At 68.6% G+C, this 15,539-nt stretch carries 8 protein-coding genes, 1 pseudogene and 1 riboswitch; of the genes and pseudogenes, 5 read left to right on the top strand and 4 right to left on the bottom strand.

Annotation, left to right across the window (positions count from 1 at the left end):
• Positions 1–18 precede the first annotated feature (18 nt).
• Positions 19–3,459: a DUF748 domain-containing protein gene (locus tag IPL89_10770; GenBank protein ID MBK9063660.1), complete on the top strand. Its 3,441-nt coding sequence runs from the start codon at positions 19–21 to the stop codon at positions 3,457–3,459.
• Positions 3,347–3,661, top strand: coding sequence for a hypothetical protein (locus tag IPL89_10765; GenBank protein MBK9063659.1), 315 nt, complete (start codon positions 3,347–3,349; stop codon positions 3,659–3,661). Before IPL89_10770 ends, IPL89_10765 begins: the two co-directional genes overlap by 113 nt.
• A gap of 9 nt (positions 3,662–3,670) precedes the next feature.
• On the opposite strand, the pseudogene ppk2 reads toward IPL89_10765, so the two are convergent.
• From ppk2 to IPL89_10745, 4 genes and pseudogenes are all read right to left on the bottom strand, one after another.
• A pseudogene (gene ppk2, locus IPL89_10760) lies at positions 3,671–4,496 on the bottom strand (polyphosphate kinase 2).
• Positions 4,497–4,505: 9 nt separating this feature from the next.
• Entirely contained in the window at positions 4,506–5,918 is a 1,413-nt protein-coding gene (locus tag IPL89_10755) for an efflux transporter outer membrane subunit (protein ID MBK9063658.1), read from the bottom strand.
• Position 5,919: 1 nt separating this feature from the next.
• Positions 5,920–9,096, bottom strand: a complete 3,177-nt coding sequence (locus tag IPL89_10750; GenBank protein MBK9063657.1) for a multidrug efflux RND transporter permease subunit — start codon at positions 9,094–9,096, stop codon at positions 5,920–5,922.
• Positions 9,097–9,099: 3 nt separating this feature from the next.
• Positions 9,100–10,143, bottom strand: coding sequence for an efflux RND transporter periplasmic adaptor subunit (locus tag IPL89_10745; GenBank protein MBK9063656.1), 1,044 nt, complete (start codon positions 10,141–10,143; stop codon positions 9,100–9,102).
• Positions 10,144–10,433: 290 nt separating this feature from the next.
• Here IPL89_10745 and IPL89_10740 point away from each other — a divergent pair, with 290 nt between their 5' ends.
• The 3 genes from IPL89_10740 to IPL89_10730 all read left to right on the top strand — a co-directional run bounded on the left by IPL89_10740 (position 10,434) and on the right by IPL89_10730 (position 15,537).
• A complete protein-coding gene (locus IPL89_10740; protein MBK9063655.1) occupies positions 10,434–11,315 on the top strand; it encodes a polyphosphate kinase 2 family protein in 882 nt (293 codons plus the stop codon).
• Between the two features lie 12 nt (positions 11,316–11,327).
• Positions 11,328–13,367 carry a cation:proton antiporter gene (locus IPL89_10735; protein MBK9063654.1) on the top strand — a complete coding sequence of 680 codons (2,040 nt, stop codon included), beginning with the start codon at positions 11,328–11,330 and terminating at the stop codon, positions 13,365–13,367.
• Positions 13,335–13,428, top strand: a riboswitch (TPP riboswitch). (Overlaps the previous gene by 33 nt.)
• Positions 13,423–15,537, top strand: a complete 2,115-nt coding sequence (locus IPL89_10730; GenBank protein ID MBK9063653.1) for a TonB-dependent receptor — start codon at positions 13,423–13,425, stop codon at positions 15,535–15,537. It overlaps the preceding riboswitch by 6 nt.
• The last annotated feature ends 2 nt before the right edge of the window (positions 15,538–15,539 follow it).

Raw genomic sequence — 15,539 nt, 5'->3', positions numbered from 1 at the left:
AGGAGTGGAGTTCTGATCGTGAACATTCCGGAAACGCTGCGGCACCCGCGCGTGCGCAAGGCTGCGATCGTCGCTGGCGTCCTGCTCGCCTTCTGGTCCCTCGTCGGATTTCTCCTTCTCCCCGCGATCCTTCGTCCCGTCGTCGAGCGGAAGATCGGCGAGGCGCTGCACCGCAAGGCGACGCTGCGCGAAATGTCGGTCAATCCCTTCGCGCTCTCCGTGACGCTGAAGGGCCTCGACGTGAGGGACCGCGACGGGACGGGCCCGTTCCTGTCCTTCGAGAGCCTCTACGTGAACGCCGAGGTCTCGTCCGTTTTCCGCGGCGGGCCGGTTCTCCGGGCGATCACGCTCGAGAAACCTGCGGTCCATCTCGCGCGTGTCACGGAATCGGCGTACAGCGTCTCCGACCTCATCGAAGAATATTCGAAGCCGAAGCCGAAGGATGACAAACCGCTGCGGTTCTCCCTGAACAACATCCGGGTCTCGGGCGGCAGCGTGGACTTCGACGACCGCCCGAAGAAGACGAAGCACGCCGTCCGCGACGTCTTGATCGGGATCCCGTTCCTCTCGAACATCCCGTCGAAGGTCGAGATCACGACGCAGCCCGCCTTCGAGGCGAAGGTGAACGGCGCCCCGTTCGTGCTGCACGGAAAGACGAAGCCGTTCAGCGCGTCCCGCGAGACGACGCTCGACCTGAACCTCTCGGACGTCGACGTCCCGTTCTACCTCGCGTACGTTCCCGCCGACATCCCGTCGAAAATCACGTCGGCGCGGCTCGACGCGAAGCTCGTCCTCGCGTTCACGCAGCCCGTGGCAGGCGACCCCGCCCTCGTCGTCTCCGGCACGGCGGCGCTCCGCAAGGTTGCCGTGTCGCAGAACGGAAAGCCCCTCGTCGCGTGGGAGCGATTCGACGCGGACGCCGACGCGATCGAGGTGTTCGGACGGTCCGCGAAGCTCCGGAGCCTGAAGCTCACGGCGCCGGAACTCTGGGTCCGCCGCAACACGATGGCCGAGCACGACATCGCGAACGCGCTCGCGGCGCCGGGAAAGACGAAGACGAGGATTCCTTCGAAGGGTGAAGAGGGGCGGGGCGCGCCGGTACCATCGACCGCGGCCGCCAAGCCGTTCCTCGTCCAGCTCGCCGAGGCGGCGATCTCCGGCGGCGTCGTCCACTACGACGATTTCGCCTTCCATCCCTCCTTCCATGCGGTCCTGTCCGACGTCGCCGCTTCCGTGAAGGGGTTCTCGACGGTTCCGGGAAGCCCAGCCGCCTTCGAGGCCTCTGCGAGGAGCGACGCCGGCGAGACGTTTCGCAACGCGGGCACTCTCTCGATGAATCCCGCCGCCGTCGCCGTCGCCGGGACCTTCTCGGTGGAGGGGGCGCCCCTCAAGCGCTATACGACGTTCGTCGACGAGTTCGTCCCCGCTTCGATCGACGCGGGCGTTCTCGGCCTGAAGACCCGGTACACGTTTTCGACCGGGAAGGATGCGAACACGACGCTCGACGACCTTGCGATCACGGTCGCGGGGCCGCGCGTGAGGAAGAAGAGCGAGAAGGAGCCGTTCTTCACGGCTGCGACGCTCGCGCTGACGGGCTCTTCGCTGGACGTCGGGAGGCACACGTTCGTCCTCGGAGATTTCACCGGCACGAACGGTTTTCTCGCCATCGTCCGCGAGAAGGACGGCAACGCGGATCTCATGGAGCTGGTGCCCAGGCCGGACCCGGCCAAGCCGCCGCCGCCGTCGGCCCCGTGGGACGTCACGCTCAGGAAGATCGACCTCCGCGGATGGACCGTGAAGATCGACGACCGCGGCTGGGACCACCCGGCGCGCTACTCGCTCACGAAGACCGACGTCCTGCTCGAGAATCTCTCGACGGCGAAGGGCTCGAAGGGGACACTTGCCACGAAGTTCGGCGTGGACGGCAAGGGCGTCGCGACCGCGAAGGGGCCCGTGGGCTTCCGTCCCATTTACGCCGACCTCAAGGTGGCCGTGAAAGACGTCGACCTCGTGCCGCTGGAGGCATACGTCCTCCCGAATCTGAGGCTCGAGCTTGCAAGGGGCCTCGTGAGCGCGGGCGGGACGCTCGCGCTGCGCGAGGACCCGGCCGGCAAGGCCAGCGTCGTCTACACGGGAAACGCCCTCGTCGCAAACGTTCTCGCGGTCGACGAGTCGACGAAGCTGGATTTCCTGAAGTGGGAGTCGTTTTCGGCGACGGGGATGAAGGCAGGCTACAACCCTCTCTTCCTCGAGGTGAAGCAGCTCGCGGCCGTCGGTCTCGCCTGCGACGTCACGATCGAGGCCGACGGGACCGTAAACCTCCGGAAGATCGTCGGGGCGCCCGCTCCGAAAGAGGACGAAGAGGTTGGGCCGCCGGCCGACGCAAGGCCGGCTTCGGCTCCAGATCCCGCACCCGCAACTGCCGCGGCGGCGGCCGCGCCGGGCGAGAAGGACGCGCGGCTCACGATGCCGATCCGGATCGACGAGATCACTCTTCAGGGCGGACGCATCGGCATCGCGGACCACTTCATCAGGCCGAACTACTCGGCGACGCTCGGGGACCTCGGCGGCCGCGTGACGGGTCTCTCGTCCGAGGAGGGCACCGTCGCCACGCTCGATCTGCGCGGCAGCCTCGCAAACCACTCCCCCCTGCAGGTCTCGGGCACGATCAACCCGCTCGCGGCGGCGACGTTCGCGGACGTCAAGGCGAGCTTTCGCGACATCGACCTTCCGTCCTTCACGCCCTACTCGGGGGCGTACGCGGGCTACACGATCGCGAGCGGCTCGCTCACGATGGAGGTTGCCTACAAGGTCGTGAACCGCAAGCTGAACGCATCGAACCGCTTTCTCGTGAACCAGTTTGAGTTCGGCGACAAGGTCGAAAGCAAGGGCGCGACGAAGCTCCCCGTGAAGTTCGCCGTCTCGCTCCTGAAGGACAAGGACGGGGTCATCGACCTCGACCTCCCGATCGAGGGCTCGCTCGACGACCCGAAGTTCCGGATCGGCAAGATCGTCTGGCAGGTCCTCGGGAACTTGATCTCGAAGGCGGTCACGGCGCCGTTCGCGCTCCTCGGAAAGCTCTTCGGCGGCAAGGGCGACGAGCTCTCCAGCGTGGACTTCCCGGACGGCCTCACGACGCTGGACGACGCGGGGAAGAAGAAGCTCGACGCACTCGCGAAAGCGCTCCACGACCGGCCCGCGCTGAAGCTCCAGGCGACCGGGCGGTTCTCGGGCGCGGATCTCGAAGGGGCTGCGGACCGCCCGCGTCGAACGGAAGATCAAGGCGCAGAAGCTGCCCGACCTCGCGAGGTCGGGAGCCGCCCCCGCGAGCGTGGATGGCGTCGTCGTGGAGGCCGCCGAGCGCGAGGTCTACCTCAAGAGGGCGTACAAGAAGGAGAAGTTCCCGAAGCCGCGGACGACGCTCGGATTCGCGAAGGACCTGCCGGCCGACGAGATTGAGAAGCTCATGCTCGTGAACGAGCAGGTCGGAGACGACGACCTCCGGCAGCTCGCCCTCGCGCGGTCGAACGCCGTGAAGGACTACCTCACGGGCCCGGCCGCGGCGGACGCGGCGCGCATCTTCGTCCTCGAGCCCGGCACGCAGGCCGCGGCGCCGAAGGACAAGGCGCGCGCGAGCCGCGTCGACTTCGGCCTGAAGTAGGTCGCCGCGTCAGTATTTCTCGGGGACAAACCGCCGGCCCTTGAGCGACGCCTGGTCGTCGTAGGCGTGCTTCGCCGAGCGCTTCGGCAGTTTGATCTTCTCGCGCGGCACCTTCTTGTACGGAATCCGGCTCCGGAAGTCCGCGATGCAGTTCCAGGCGCGCCTTCTTCTTGTCGTCGGAGCGGACGAGGGCCCAGGGCGCGTGCCGGGTGTCGGTCGCCTTGAGCATCCGGTCGCGCGCGAGGGAGTACTCGTACCATTTCGAACGCCCAGGAAGGTCCATGGGGCTCAGCTTCCACTGGCGGATCGGGTCCGTGATGCGCGCCTCGAAGCGGCGTTCCTGCTCCTTGTTGCCGACCTCCAGCCAGTACTTGATCAGGAGGATGCCGCCGTCCGTGATGTACTTCTCGACGACGGGGCAGAGCTCGAGGAAGCGGTCGTACTGCTCGTCCGTGCAGAACCCCATGACGCGTTCGACGCCGAGCCGGTTGTACCAGCTCCGGTCGAAGATCACGACCTCGCCCGCGGCGGGGAAGTGCGCCATGTAGCGCTGGATGTACATCTGGCTCTTCTCGCGGTCCGACGGCGCGGGCAGCGCGACGAGCCGGAAGACGCGCGGGCTGACGCGTTCGGTGAGGGCGCGGATCGTGCCGCCCTTGCCGGCGCCGTCGCGTCCCTCGAAGATCACGATGACCCGCAGGCCCTTGTGCTTGACCCACTCCTGGAGATGGCACAGCTCGACCTGCAGGCGCCGGAGCTGCTTCGCGTACTTCTTCGCGGAGAGCTTGCCGTTCCCGTCGGCCCTCTTCCCGTCCTTCTTTTCGGTCTTGGCCACGACAGCTCCTTACTTCGACGCGGGCGCGGGCGGCGTCTCGGGCTGGCTCCACCCGCCGCCGAGCGCCTTGTAGATGTTCACGTAGTCGGCTGCGAGGTCCAGCCGTGCGCTGATGAGCCGGATCTGGGCCGGGTAGAGAAGCTGCATGGCGTAGAGAACCTCGAAGTAGTCCGATACGCCCGCGTCGTAACGCACGTTGGCGAGCCGGACCATTTCCTGATAGTCGCGGACGGTGCGTTTCAGCTGGAAGATGGACGCGTCGATCTTCTCCCGCGCGTACAGGACCGTCGTCGTCTCGGCGAACGCGCCCGTGACCGCCTGCTCGTACTGGGCCTTCGCCTGCTCCCATCGGGCCACGGACACCTCGTACTCGGCCCGGAGCCGGCCCCCCTGGAAGAGCGGTCCGACGAGGCCCGCCGCGATCGACCAGGTCTTGCCCGTGCCGAAGAGATTCGACACGTCCCCGCTGATGCCGCCGAAGAGCCCCGTCAGGCTGATGGACGGGAAGAAGTTCGCCGTCGCGACGCCGACGTCGGCGTTCGCGGCGACGAGCTGCTGCTCGGCCTGGAGGATGTCCGGCCGCCGTTTCAGGAGGTCCGACGGGAGGCCCGCCGGGATCTTCGGGGGCGGCGCCTGCGCCCAGAGCACGCCTCCCCTCGGGATCGGCCCCGGGTTCCGGCCGAGAAGCAGGCTGAGCCGGTTCTCCGTCGCCTCGATCTGCCGTTCGATCTCCGGCAGCTGTGCGGCCACCTGGCCGAGGGCCGCGCCGGCGTAGGACGTCTGGATGGCGGAGGCCGCTCCCCCTTTGAGCTTCAGGTCGTAGAGCTTGTACTGCTCCTCGAACGAGCCGACGGTCGACTTCGAGATGGCGAGCTGCTCGTCGAGAGCGCGGAGCGTGAAGTAGGTCGTCGCGACCTCGGAGACGAGCGACAGAACGACGCCGCGCCGCGCTTCCTCTGTCGCGAGGTACTGCGCCTTCGCGGATTCGTTCAGGCGCCGGATCCGTCCCCAGAGGTCCAGCTCCCAGCCGAAGTTCACGTTGGCGGAGACGAGGTTTCGAGTCGTCGATCCCGGCGCGACCTCCGTCGAGATCAGCCGGCGCGACACGTCGCCTCCGTAGCCGATCTGAGGAAAGAACTCGGACTTTGCGATGCCCGCGCGCGCGCGCGCCTCGTCGACGCGCGACGCCGCGATCCGGACGTCGTAGCCGTGGAGGAGCGCTTCGTCGATCAGGCCCTTCAGGACCGGGTCCCCGAACGACTCCCACCACTTGAGGTCGGCGAGCGACTCGCCCGGCGTGGGCGGGCCCTGGACCTCGCGGTACTGCTCGGGAACGGCGAGGGGGGGCTGCTTGTAGTTGGGGCCGACGGCGCAACCGGCGAGGAGCGCGGCCAGCAGTGCGGGAGCGAGAAGCTTCTTCATCTCAGTGCCCTCCCTCGTGGCCGGCCGCGGGCGCCGGTGCGTCACCCGGAGGCGCTGGGTGCTTGCTGCCGCCCGTCAGCTTCTCGACCACCACGAACAGCACCGGGATCAGGCAGACGCCGAGAATGGTCGCGATCAGCATGCCGGAGAAGACGGCCATGCCGATCACCTTGCGCGATTCGGCCCCGGCGCCAGACGCCGTCAGGAGCGGCACGACGCCGAGGATGAAGGCGAAGGCCGTCATGAGGATGGGCCGGAAGCGCAGCTTGGCCGAGCTGAGCGCGGCCTCGACGAGGCCCATCCCCGCGGCCTGCTGCATCTTCGCGAACTCGACGATCAGGATCGCGTTCTTGGCGGCGAGCCCGATCAGCATGATGAGCGCGATCTGCGCGAACACGTTGTTCACGTAGCTCTCCGAGAACTGCCGGGCGAGCCAGAGGCCGAAGTAGGCGCCGAAGACCGCGAACGGCGTGCCGAGGAGGACGCTGAAGGGCAGCCCCCAGCTCTCGTACTGCGCCGCCAGGATCAGGAACACGAGCAGGATCGCGAGAGCGAAGACGACCACGACGCCGGGGGCCTTCTTCTCCTGGTACGACATGTCCGCCCACTCGTAGCCCATCTCCGGCGGCAGAACCTCCTTGGCGGTCTCCTCGAGTGCCGTGAGGGCCTGCGCCGACGAGTAGCCGGCCGCGGGCACGCCGCTGACCTCGGCGGAGCGGTACAGGTTGAAGCGGTTCGTGAACTCCGGGCCGGACGTGGGCCGCGTCGTGGTCAGCGTGTCGAGGGGGATCATCTCGCCCTTGCCGCTGCGCACGAAGAAGAGGCCCAGCTGCTTCGGGTCCTTCCGGTACTCGGGTTCGGCCTGGACGTACACCTTGTAGACGCGGCCGAACCGGTTGAAGTCGTTGATGTAGGAGCTGCCGAGCAGCGCCCCGAGCGTCGTGTTGACGTCGCCGATCGTCGCGCCGACCTTCAGCACCTTGCTGCGGTCGATGTCCGCGTAGATCTGCGGCACGCTCGCGCGGTAGAGGGTCGAGACGCGCCCGATCTCGGGCCGCTTGCGCGCGGCCTCGACGAACTTCGCGGCCTGCTGGGCCAGGAACTCGGGAGAGCCGCCGCTGCGGTCCTGCAGCTGCATCGTGAAGCCCGCCCCCGTCCCGAGGCCGGGGATCGCCGGGGGTCCGAACGCCACCGCCGTGGCCTCGGGGATCTGCTGCGCGAAGGCCTTGTTGAGCGCGGCCACGACGCCGTTCGCGTGATTCTCCTTGGTCTTGCGGTGGCCCCACTCCTTGAGCTGGATGAAGAAGAAGCCCATGTTCGAGGAGTAGGAGCCGGTGACGAGGCTGAAGCCGGTGATCGTGTTGTAGCCCTCGACGCCGTCCGTCGCCTTGATGATGGCCTCGGCCTTCTTCATCACGAGGTCGGTGCGCTCGAGCGAGGACGCGTCGGGCAGGTTGACCTGGGCGATCAGGTAGCCCTGGTCCTCCTCGGGGATGAAGCCCGCCGGGATCTTCCGCCCGAGAACGACGATCGCGCCGACGAGGATCAGGATGAAGATGAGGCTGCGCGCCGTCTTCCGGATCAGGATGCTCGCGAAGCTGACGTACGCGTCGGTGCCGCGGCCGAAGACCCGGTTGAACCACCCATAGAACGGCGTGAGTAGCGTCTTCTTCCCGGTGGGCGCCTTCAGCAGCATCGCCGCAAGGGCGGGGCTGAGCGTGAGGGCGTTGATCACCGAGAGAAGCACCGAGAGCGCGATCGTGATCGCGAACTGCTTGTAGAACGCCCCCGTGATGCCCCCCATGAAGCCCACGGGAATGAACACGGCGGAGAGGACGAGGCCGATCGCGATCACGGGGCCCGACACTTCCTCCATGGCCTTGAGCGTCGCCGCTTTCGGGTCCATCCCGTGCTCGATGTGGTGCATGACCGCCTCGACCACGACGATCGCGTCGTCGACGACGATGCCGATCGCCAGCACGAGCCCGAGGAGCGAGAGGACGTTGATCGAGAAGCCGAGGAGCGGGAAGAAGATGAAGGCGCCGATGAGCGAGACGGGCACCGTCACGAGGGGGATCAGCGTCGCGCGCCAGTTCTGCAGGAAGACGAACACGACGAGGATGACGAGCAGCACGGCCTCGAAGAGCGTGTGGACGATCTCGTTGATGCCCTCCGCGACCGGCAGCGTCGTGTCGAGCGAGATCAGGTAGTCCATGTCGCGGGGGAAGCGCTGCTTCAGCTCTTCCATCGTCTTCTTGATGCGATCGGCAACCTCGATGGCGTTCGTGCCGGGGATCTGGAAGACGGCGATGACGGCGGCGGGCTTGCTGTCGTGGCGGCCGATGGAGTTGTAGAGCATCGTGCCGAGCTCGAGGCGCGCCACGTCCTTGAGGAACACCTGCGATCCGTCCGGGTTCGAGCGGACGACGATGTTCCCGAACTCCTTCTCGTCGAGCAGCCGACCCTTGACCTTCACGGTGTAGGTGAAATCGGTGCCTTTCGCCGCGGGCGGCCCGCCGATCTGGCCGGCGGGGGAGATCTGGTTCTGCTGGTTGACGGCGTTCACGATGTCGGGGACCGTGAGCCCGAGCTTCGCGATGCGGTCGGGGCGGAGCCAGACGCGCATGGCGTAGTCGCTGCCGCCGAAGAGGTTGATCTGGCCGACGCCCGGGATGCGGGCGATCGTGTCGTTGATGTTGATGACGGAGTAGTTGGAGAGGAAGTTGTTGTCGTACGTCCCGTTCGGCGACTTGACCGAGATGATCAGGAGGGGGAACGGGAGCGCCTTCTTGACCGCGACGCCGTAGTTCTTGACGGACTGCGGCAGCATGGGCGTCGCCTCGGAGACCCGGTTCTGGGCGAGGACGTTGTCCATGTCGAGGTTCGAGCCCACCTCGAACGACACCTTCAGCGTCAGGGTGCCGTCGTTGGCGTTGGTGGACTTCATGTAGATGCCCTTCTCGACGCCGTTCACCTTCTGCTCGATCGGCGTCGCGACCGACGCCTCGACGTCGGTGGCGCTCGCGCCCACGAACGTGGTGGTGATCTGGACCATCGGGGGCACGACCTCGGGGTACTGGGCGATCGGAAGGCCCGACATGGCGACGAGGCCGACGAGAACCGTGACGATGGAGATGACCATCGCCACGATGGGGCGATTGACGAAGAAGCGGGACATGGCTTACTTTGCCTTTGCCTTCGCCTCGGCAGCCGGCTCCTTCGCTTCAGGGCTGCCGGGCATCGCGGCCGCGGGCTTCGTGGTCACCGTCATGCCCTCGCGAATGCGCTGCAGGCCCTCGACGACGACCGTTTCTCCGGCCTTCAGGCCCTCCTCGATCACCCAGAGGCCCTCCACTCGGGGACCGACCTTGACGCTCTTGAAGGCGACCTTGCCGTCCGCGCCGACGGTCGCGACGCTGTACAGGTTCTGCAGCTCCTGCACGGCGCGCTGAGGCACGAGGAGCGCTCCCGCCTTCGTCTCGACGACGAGGAGCGCGCGCCCGTACTGGCCGGGGCGCACGAGGCGGTTCGGGTTCGGGAACGTGAACTGCACCGCGAGGGTGCCGGTCGTGGCGTCCACCTCCCGCTCGATCGCCTCGACGCGGCCGGTCTCGGGAAGGACGGTGCCGTCGGCGAGGATCAGCGTGACCTCGGCCTTCTTGCCTTTCTGGTCCGTCTCCTGGACCCGCTTCGCGATCCGGAGGTACTCGGCCTCGCTGATCCCGGCGCGGAACAGGATCGGGTCGACCTTCGACACGGTCGTCAGCAGCGTGCTTTCGCCCCTGCCGACGAGGTTGCCCGCCTTGACCTTCGTGGTCCCGACGATCCCGTCGAGGGGCGCCGCGATCGAGCAATAGCCGAGGTCGAGCGTCGCCTTGTCCACGGCCGCGGTCCCGGCGTCCACCTGGGCCTTGGCCGCGTCCCGGGCGGAGAGGGCGTTGTCCAGCTCCTGCTGGCTGATCGCCTTCTGCGCGGCGAGCGGCTCGTACCGGGCCACGTCGTTGCTGGACTTCTGGTGCCGCGCCCGTGCGTTGGCGAGGTCGGCTTTCGCGGCCGCGAGGGTGGCCTCGAAGGGCTTCGGATCGATCTGGTAGAGCGGCGTCCCCTTCGTGACGAACGTTCCCTCGGTGAACTTGACCGAGTCGAGGTAGCCCTCGACGCGCGCGCGGATCTCGACGTCCTGCGATCCCTTCGTCTGGCCGACGAGCTCGATGGGGACGGGCACGTCCTGCGCGACGACCCCCGGCGACGTAGACCTCTGGGGTCGGGGCCTTGGCGGCTTCCTTCTTGCCGCAGGCCGAGAGCGCAAGGGCGGCGAGGGCGGGCACGAGAAGGGCGGCGAGGCGCGGGGCGCGCCGGTCACGGAGCATGTTCATTCCAACCTCCAAAAAAGGGGTCACGAGGCCCGAATCTACTTCAAGAAACACGAATGGGGCCAGGATTCGAATGAACTGGCGGCGGGCCGCCACCGGCCGCGGGGGGACCATAATGAGTCCAACTCCGCAGGAGAGGCGCATGTCGAAAATCGGCCGATTCGTCCACCCATACCGCGTGACGAGCGGGAAGGGCTTCCGCCTGAAGGACCACGACCCGCGCGACACGGCACACCTGAAAGAGGGCAAGAAGAAGGCCAAGGAGCTGCTTGCCCAGAGCGTGAAGATGCTCGCCGACCTGCAGGACAAGCTCTACGCGCAGGACCGGTGGGGCGTCCTCCTCGTCTTCCAGGCGATGGACGCCGCGGGGAAGGACGGGACGATCAAGCACGTGATGTCGGGCGTGAACCCGCAGGGCTGCCAGGTCTTCTCGTTCAAGGCGCCGTCCCCCGAGGAGCTCGACCACGACTTCCTCTGGCGGACGACGAAGTGCCTGCCCGAGCAGGGCCGCATCGGGATCTTCAACCGCTCGTACTACGAGGAGGTCCTCGTGGTGCGCGTCCACCCCGAGTTCCTCGCGAAGCAGAAGATCCCGCCACGCCTCGTCACGAAGAAGATCTGGAAGGAGCGGTTCGAGAGCATCGCGGACATGGAGAAGCATCTCGCGCGCAACGGGATGGTCGTCCTCAAATTCTTCCTGAACGTCTCGCGCAAGGAGCAGAAGCGACGCTTCCTCGAGCGCCTCGACCTGCCCGAAAAGAACTGGAAGTTCTCGGAGGCGGACGCGAAGGAGCGCCAGCTCTGGAAGGAGTACATGGCGTGCTACGAGGACGCGATCCGCGCGACGGCGAAGCCGTGGGCGCCCTGGTACGTCGTCCCGGCGGACAACAAGTGGTTCACGCGGCTCGTCGTGGCGGGCGCGATCATCGACGCGATGGAGGGGCTCGGCCTCCGCTATCCGGAGGTCGACGACGCGAAGAAGAAGGAGCTCGCGGCGACGCGCAAGCTCCTCCAGACTGAATAGCGCGCTCGCTCCATGTGGGAAGGGACGTTTCTACGCGACCTCGCCGTCGTCCTCGCGGCGTCGTTTCCCGTCCTCTTCCTCTGCCGGCGCCTGAAGCTCCCGCAGGTCGTCGGGTTCCTCGTCACGGGCGTCGCAATCGGCCCGCACGCGCTCGGCTGGGTGCGCGAGGCGCGCCGCGTCGAGTCCCTCGCCGAGTTCGGCGTCGCCCTGATCCTCCTCTTCGTCGGCCTCGAGTTTCCGATCCGGCGGCTGAAGGCGCTCGGCCGGACGTCCTTCGTCGGCGGCTCGCTCCAGATGGCGCTGACGGCCGCGGCGGGGTTCGCCCTCGCGCGCCTCATCGGGGCGTCCTCGAACGAGGCCGTCTTCCTCGGCCTCCTCGTCTCCGTTTCCTCGACGGCCGTCGTCCTGCCGATCCTCAAGCAGCGCGACGAGCTCGCGGCGCCCTACGGCCGGCGCTTCCTCGCGGTCGCCCTCTTCCAGGACCTCGCCGTCATCCCGATTCTTCTCTTCCTGCCCGCGCTCGTCTCGGGAAGCGGGCCGGGGGCCGCGGCCGTCGCCGGCCGCGTCGTCCTCGCGATCGCGGGCGTCGCGCTCCTCGTCGCGGTCGCGCGGCAGGCGGCCCCGCGTCTCCTCGACGCCGTCGCGCGGATGGGCAGCCGCGAGACGTTCACGGGCGCCGTCGTCGTCCTCGTCCTCGCGATGGTCGCGGCGGGCGAGAAGGCCGGCGTCTCGGCCGCGATGGGCGCGTTCGCGGCGGGAATCGTCCTCGGGGAGAGCGACCACGTGCACGAGGTCGCGGCCACGCTCGCGCCGCTCCACGACCTCCTTTCGAGTCTCTTCTTCGTCTCCGTCGGGATGCTGCTCGAGCCGGCGTTTCTCGTGTCCCACCCCTTCGAGGTCGGCGCGGGCGTCCTCGTCCTCGTCGCCGTCAAGTCGGTGGCCGCGTTCGCCGCGCTGCGGGCGGCGGGAACCGTGCCGCGCACGGCCGCGCGCGCCGCGCTCGCGCTCGCGAACGTCGGGGAGTTCTCGTTCGTCCTCGCGACGACGGGCGCCGCGCTCGGGCTCCTGACGGGCGACGCGCGCCAGACCGTCGTCGCGGCGACGGTGGGGACGCTCGTTCTCGCGCCGTTCCTCGTCGCGGCGGGCCCCGCGCTCGCCGTGCGCCTCCCGGAGGCCGTGGAAGCCGCGGGCGAGGCCGGGGGAAAGCCGCGCGCACGGCACATCGTCGTCGTGGGCGCCGGGCTCAACGGCACGAACGTCGCGCGCGTCCTCCAGGAGACCGGCATCCCGCACGTTCTCGTGGACATCGACCCCGAGCGCATCGCGGACGCGCGGCGGGAGGGGCTGGACGCCCTGCGGGCCGACGCGACGGGTCCGGAGGGGCTGGGCGCCGCCGGCGTCGCGCGGGCCCTCGGCCTCGTCGTCACGATCCCCGACCCCGACGCCTGCCGGCGGGTCGTGAGGCTCTGCCGCATGCAGGCGCCGACGGTTCGCATTCTCGTGCGGACGCGCTACGTGAAGGAGGTCGAGACGCTGCGCGCGCCTCGGCGCCGACGAGGTCATCCCGGAGGAGTTCGAGACGTCGATCGAGCTCGTCGCGCGCGTCCTCAGGCTCCTGCACGTGCCGGGAAACGTCGTCGCGACGCAGATCCGCCTCCTGCGCGACGAGGCGTACCGGCGCCTGCGCGACCCGCAGTCGAAGGCGGCGGGCGGGCGCCGCCTCGCGGCGCTCGTCGCGGCGGGGACGAGCGAGCTCTTCCTCGTGCTGCCCGACGCCGCGGCGGACGGCCGGCTCCTCCCGGAGCTGGATCTCGCCGCCGCGCACGTCGCGGTGCCGGCCGTCCTCCGCGACGGCGTCCCGCACGCGCCGCCGCCCGAGGACTTCCGCCTCGCCGCGGGCGACACGCTCGTCCTCGTCGGGGCGCACGAAGACCTCGCACGCGTCCTCGCACGCCTCGAGGCAACGGCCGCGCCGCCCCCGGATGCGGGTTGACTCCGCGCCCGAAGCGGCGCAGATTGATCCCAGCCTGGGGGTGGCCCGAGAGGGCCTGAGATCACACCCCGGAACCTGATCCGGTTCGCACCGGCGTAGGGAAAGGCGGAGACCATGGATTCCGGGACGTTTCGAACCCTTTGCTTCACGCTTCTCGTGTGGCCAGCCGCCCTGCGCGCCGCGGACCCGGCGCCGACTCCCGTCCCCACGCCGGCGCGCACGGAGAACGTGGTCGTGCAGGCGATCCGCGGCGAGGACGAGGCGCCCGTCACGAAGACGGACCTCGACCGGCCGGCGCTCGTCGAGAAAGCCTGGGGGCAGGAGCTGCCCGTCCTCCTCCAGGACACGCCCTCCGTCACGCAGTACTCCGAGACGGGCTCGGGGCAGGGCTACGCGTACTTCACGCTGCGCGGCCTCCCGCAGACGCGCGTGAACATGACGTTCGACGGCGTGCCGCTGAACGAGCCCGAGGACTCCGCCGTCTACACGGCCGACTTCGGGAACCTCTCTCTCAACCTCGCGAGCGTCCAGGTCCAGCGCGGCGTCGGGACGTCGACGTTCGGCGCGGCTGCGTTCGCGGGCTCCGTGAACCTCGAGAGCCTCGACGCGACGCGCGAGAAGGGCCTCTCCGTCTCCCTCGGCGGAGGCTCCTTCGGGACGGCGCAGGCGAACGCCGTCTGGAACACCGGGACGTTCGGCAACGGCTGGCGGCTCTCGCTGCGGCCGTCCTGGCAGACGACGGACGGCTTCCGCGAGCACTCGGGCGCGCAGCAGGACAGCCTCTTCTTCACCGCCGTCCGCGACTTCGAGACCTCGAGCCTCCGCATCTCGGGCTTCGTCGGCGAGGAGCGCATCCAGCAGGCGTTCTACGCGGTCGAGCCGGAGATTCTCGAGCGGGACCTCGCATACAACCCCATGTCGCCCGACGAGCGCGACCACTTCCACGAATACCTCGCGACGGCGCAGTGGACGCTCGCGCTCGGCGACGATGCCAGCCTTTCGCTTCAACCGTACGCCGTCGGCGCGGGCGGCTGGTACCGGCTCTACTCCGACGCCGCGCGCACGAACCTGCAGGAGTACGGGCTCTCGTGGCTCTTCGGCGGCGGGATCGCAACCTACACGCGGAAGCTCGGCGCGCTGCGCCTGACGCTCGGCGCGAACGGGAACGCCTACGAGTCCACGCACACGCAGGACGGCGAGAACGGAGTCCGCAACTACACGAACCACGGCACGAAGAGCGAGCTGAGCGGGTTCGTGAAGCTGCTGGGCGACTTCGGCGCGTGGCATCCGTTCCTCGACGCGCAGGTGCGCCACGCCGGGTTCGGCTACGAGGGGGACGTCGGCGAGACGTCGAAGAGCTGGACGTTCTTCAACCCGAAGGCGGGCGTGCGCGTCGATCTCTCGAAGACCGCGAGCGCGTACCTCTCCGTGGGCCGGACGGAGCGCGAGCCCGGCCGGAGCGACCTCCTCTACGGGGAAGACAACGCGTCCGTTCTCCCGGACCTCTCCGCCGTGAAACCCGAGAGCGTCTGGGACGTCGAGCTCGGCGCCGAGTGGAAGACGAAAAGCCTGCTCTTCAGAATGAACCTCTACGACATGGAGTTCCGCGACGAGATCGCGGCGACGGGGGAGCTGTCGGCGATCGGCCAGCCGCTCCGGCAGAACGTGGACGAGAGCTTCCGCCGCGGCATCGAGCTCGAGGCCTCCTGGCAGGCGCTCGAGGCGCTGCGGATCTCGGGTTCCGCGAGCGCGAGCTGGAACCGGATTTCGACGTGGACCCAGTTCTACGACGTGTACGACGCGAACGGCGATTACGCGGGCGCGACGAGCCGGACGTACCACGACGTCGCGCCCGTCGCGACGCCGCCGTTCGTCGCGACGCTCGGCGCCGAGACGACGGCGCTGCGCGGCTTGACGATCGGCGCGACCGGCCGTTACGTCGCGGCCTCGTGGCTGGACAACACGAACACCGCAGGGCTCGAGGCACCAAGGACGTTTCAGCTGGACGCGGCGCTCGTCGTGGACCTCGCGCGCTGGATTCCGGCGGGAAGGCCGCGGCTCAAGGTGCAGGTCAACAACGTCCTCGACAACCGGCGGCTGTGGCCGCGCGGTTACTCGTATCTCTACGCGAACCGTGACGCCGCCGGCGCCGAGACGCTCGCGGGCATCCCGTACTACTACCCGCTCGCGACGCGCAGCGCGTACGTGTCGCTGGACATGGGGTTCTGAGG

The sequence above is a fragment of the Acidobacteriota bacterium genome, assembly GCA_016716715.1.
Taxonomy (GTDB): domain Bacteria; phylum Acidobacteriota; class Thermoanaerobaculia; order UBA5066; family UBA5066; genus Fen-183.
Note: the sequence above shows the minus strand (reverse complement) of the source record. Positions and strands in the feature narration are given on the sequence as shown.

Coding starts and splice junctions, on each gene's coding strand:
- IPL89_10730 (MBK9063653.1), top strand. CDS start 13,423: ATGGATTCCGGGACGTTTCGAACCCTTTGCTTCACGCTTCTCGTGTGG.
- IPL89_10740 (MBK9063655.1), top strand. CDS start 10,434: ATGTCGAAAATCGGCCGATTCGTCCACCCATACCGCGTGACGAGCGGG.
- IPL89_10735 (MBK9063654.1), top strand. CDS start 11,328: ATGTGGGAAGGGACGTTTCTACGCGACCTCGCCGTCGTCCTCGCGGCG.
- IPL89_10755 (MBK9063658.1), bottom strand. CDS start 5,918: ATGAAGAAGCTTCTCGCTCCCGCACTGCTGGCCGCGCTCCTCGCCGGT.
- IPL89_10750 (MBK9063657.1), bottom strand. CDS start 9,096: ATGTCCCGCTTCTTCGTCAATCGCCCCATCGTGGCGATGGTCATCTCC.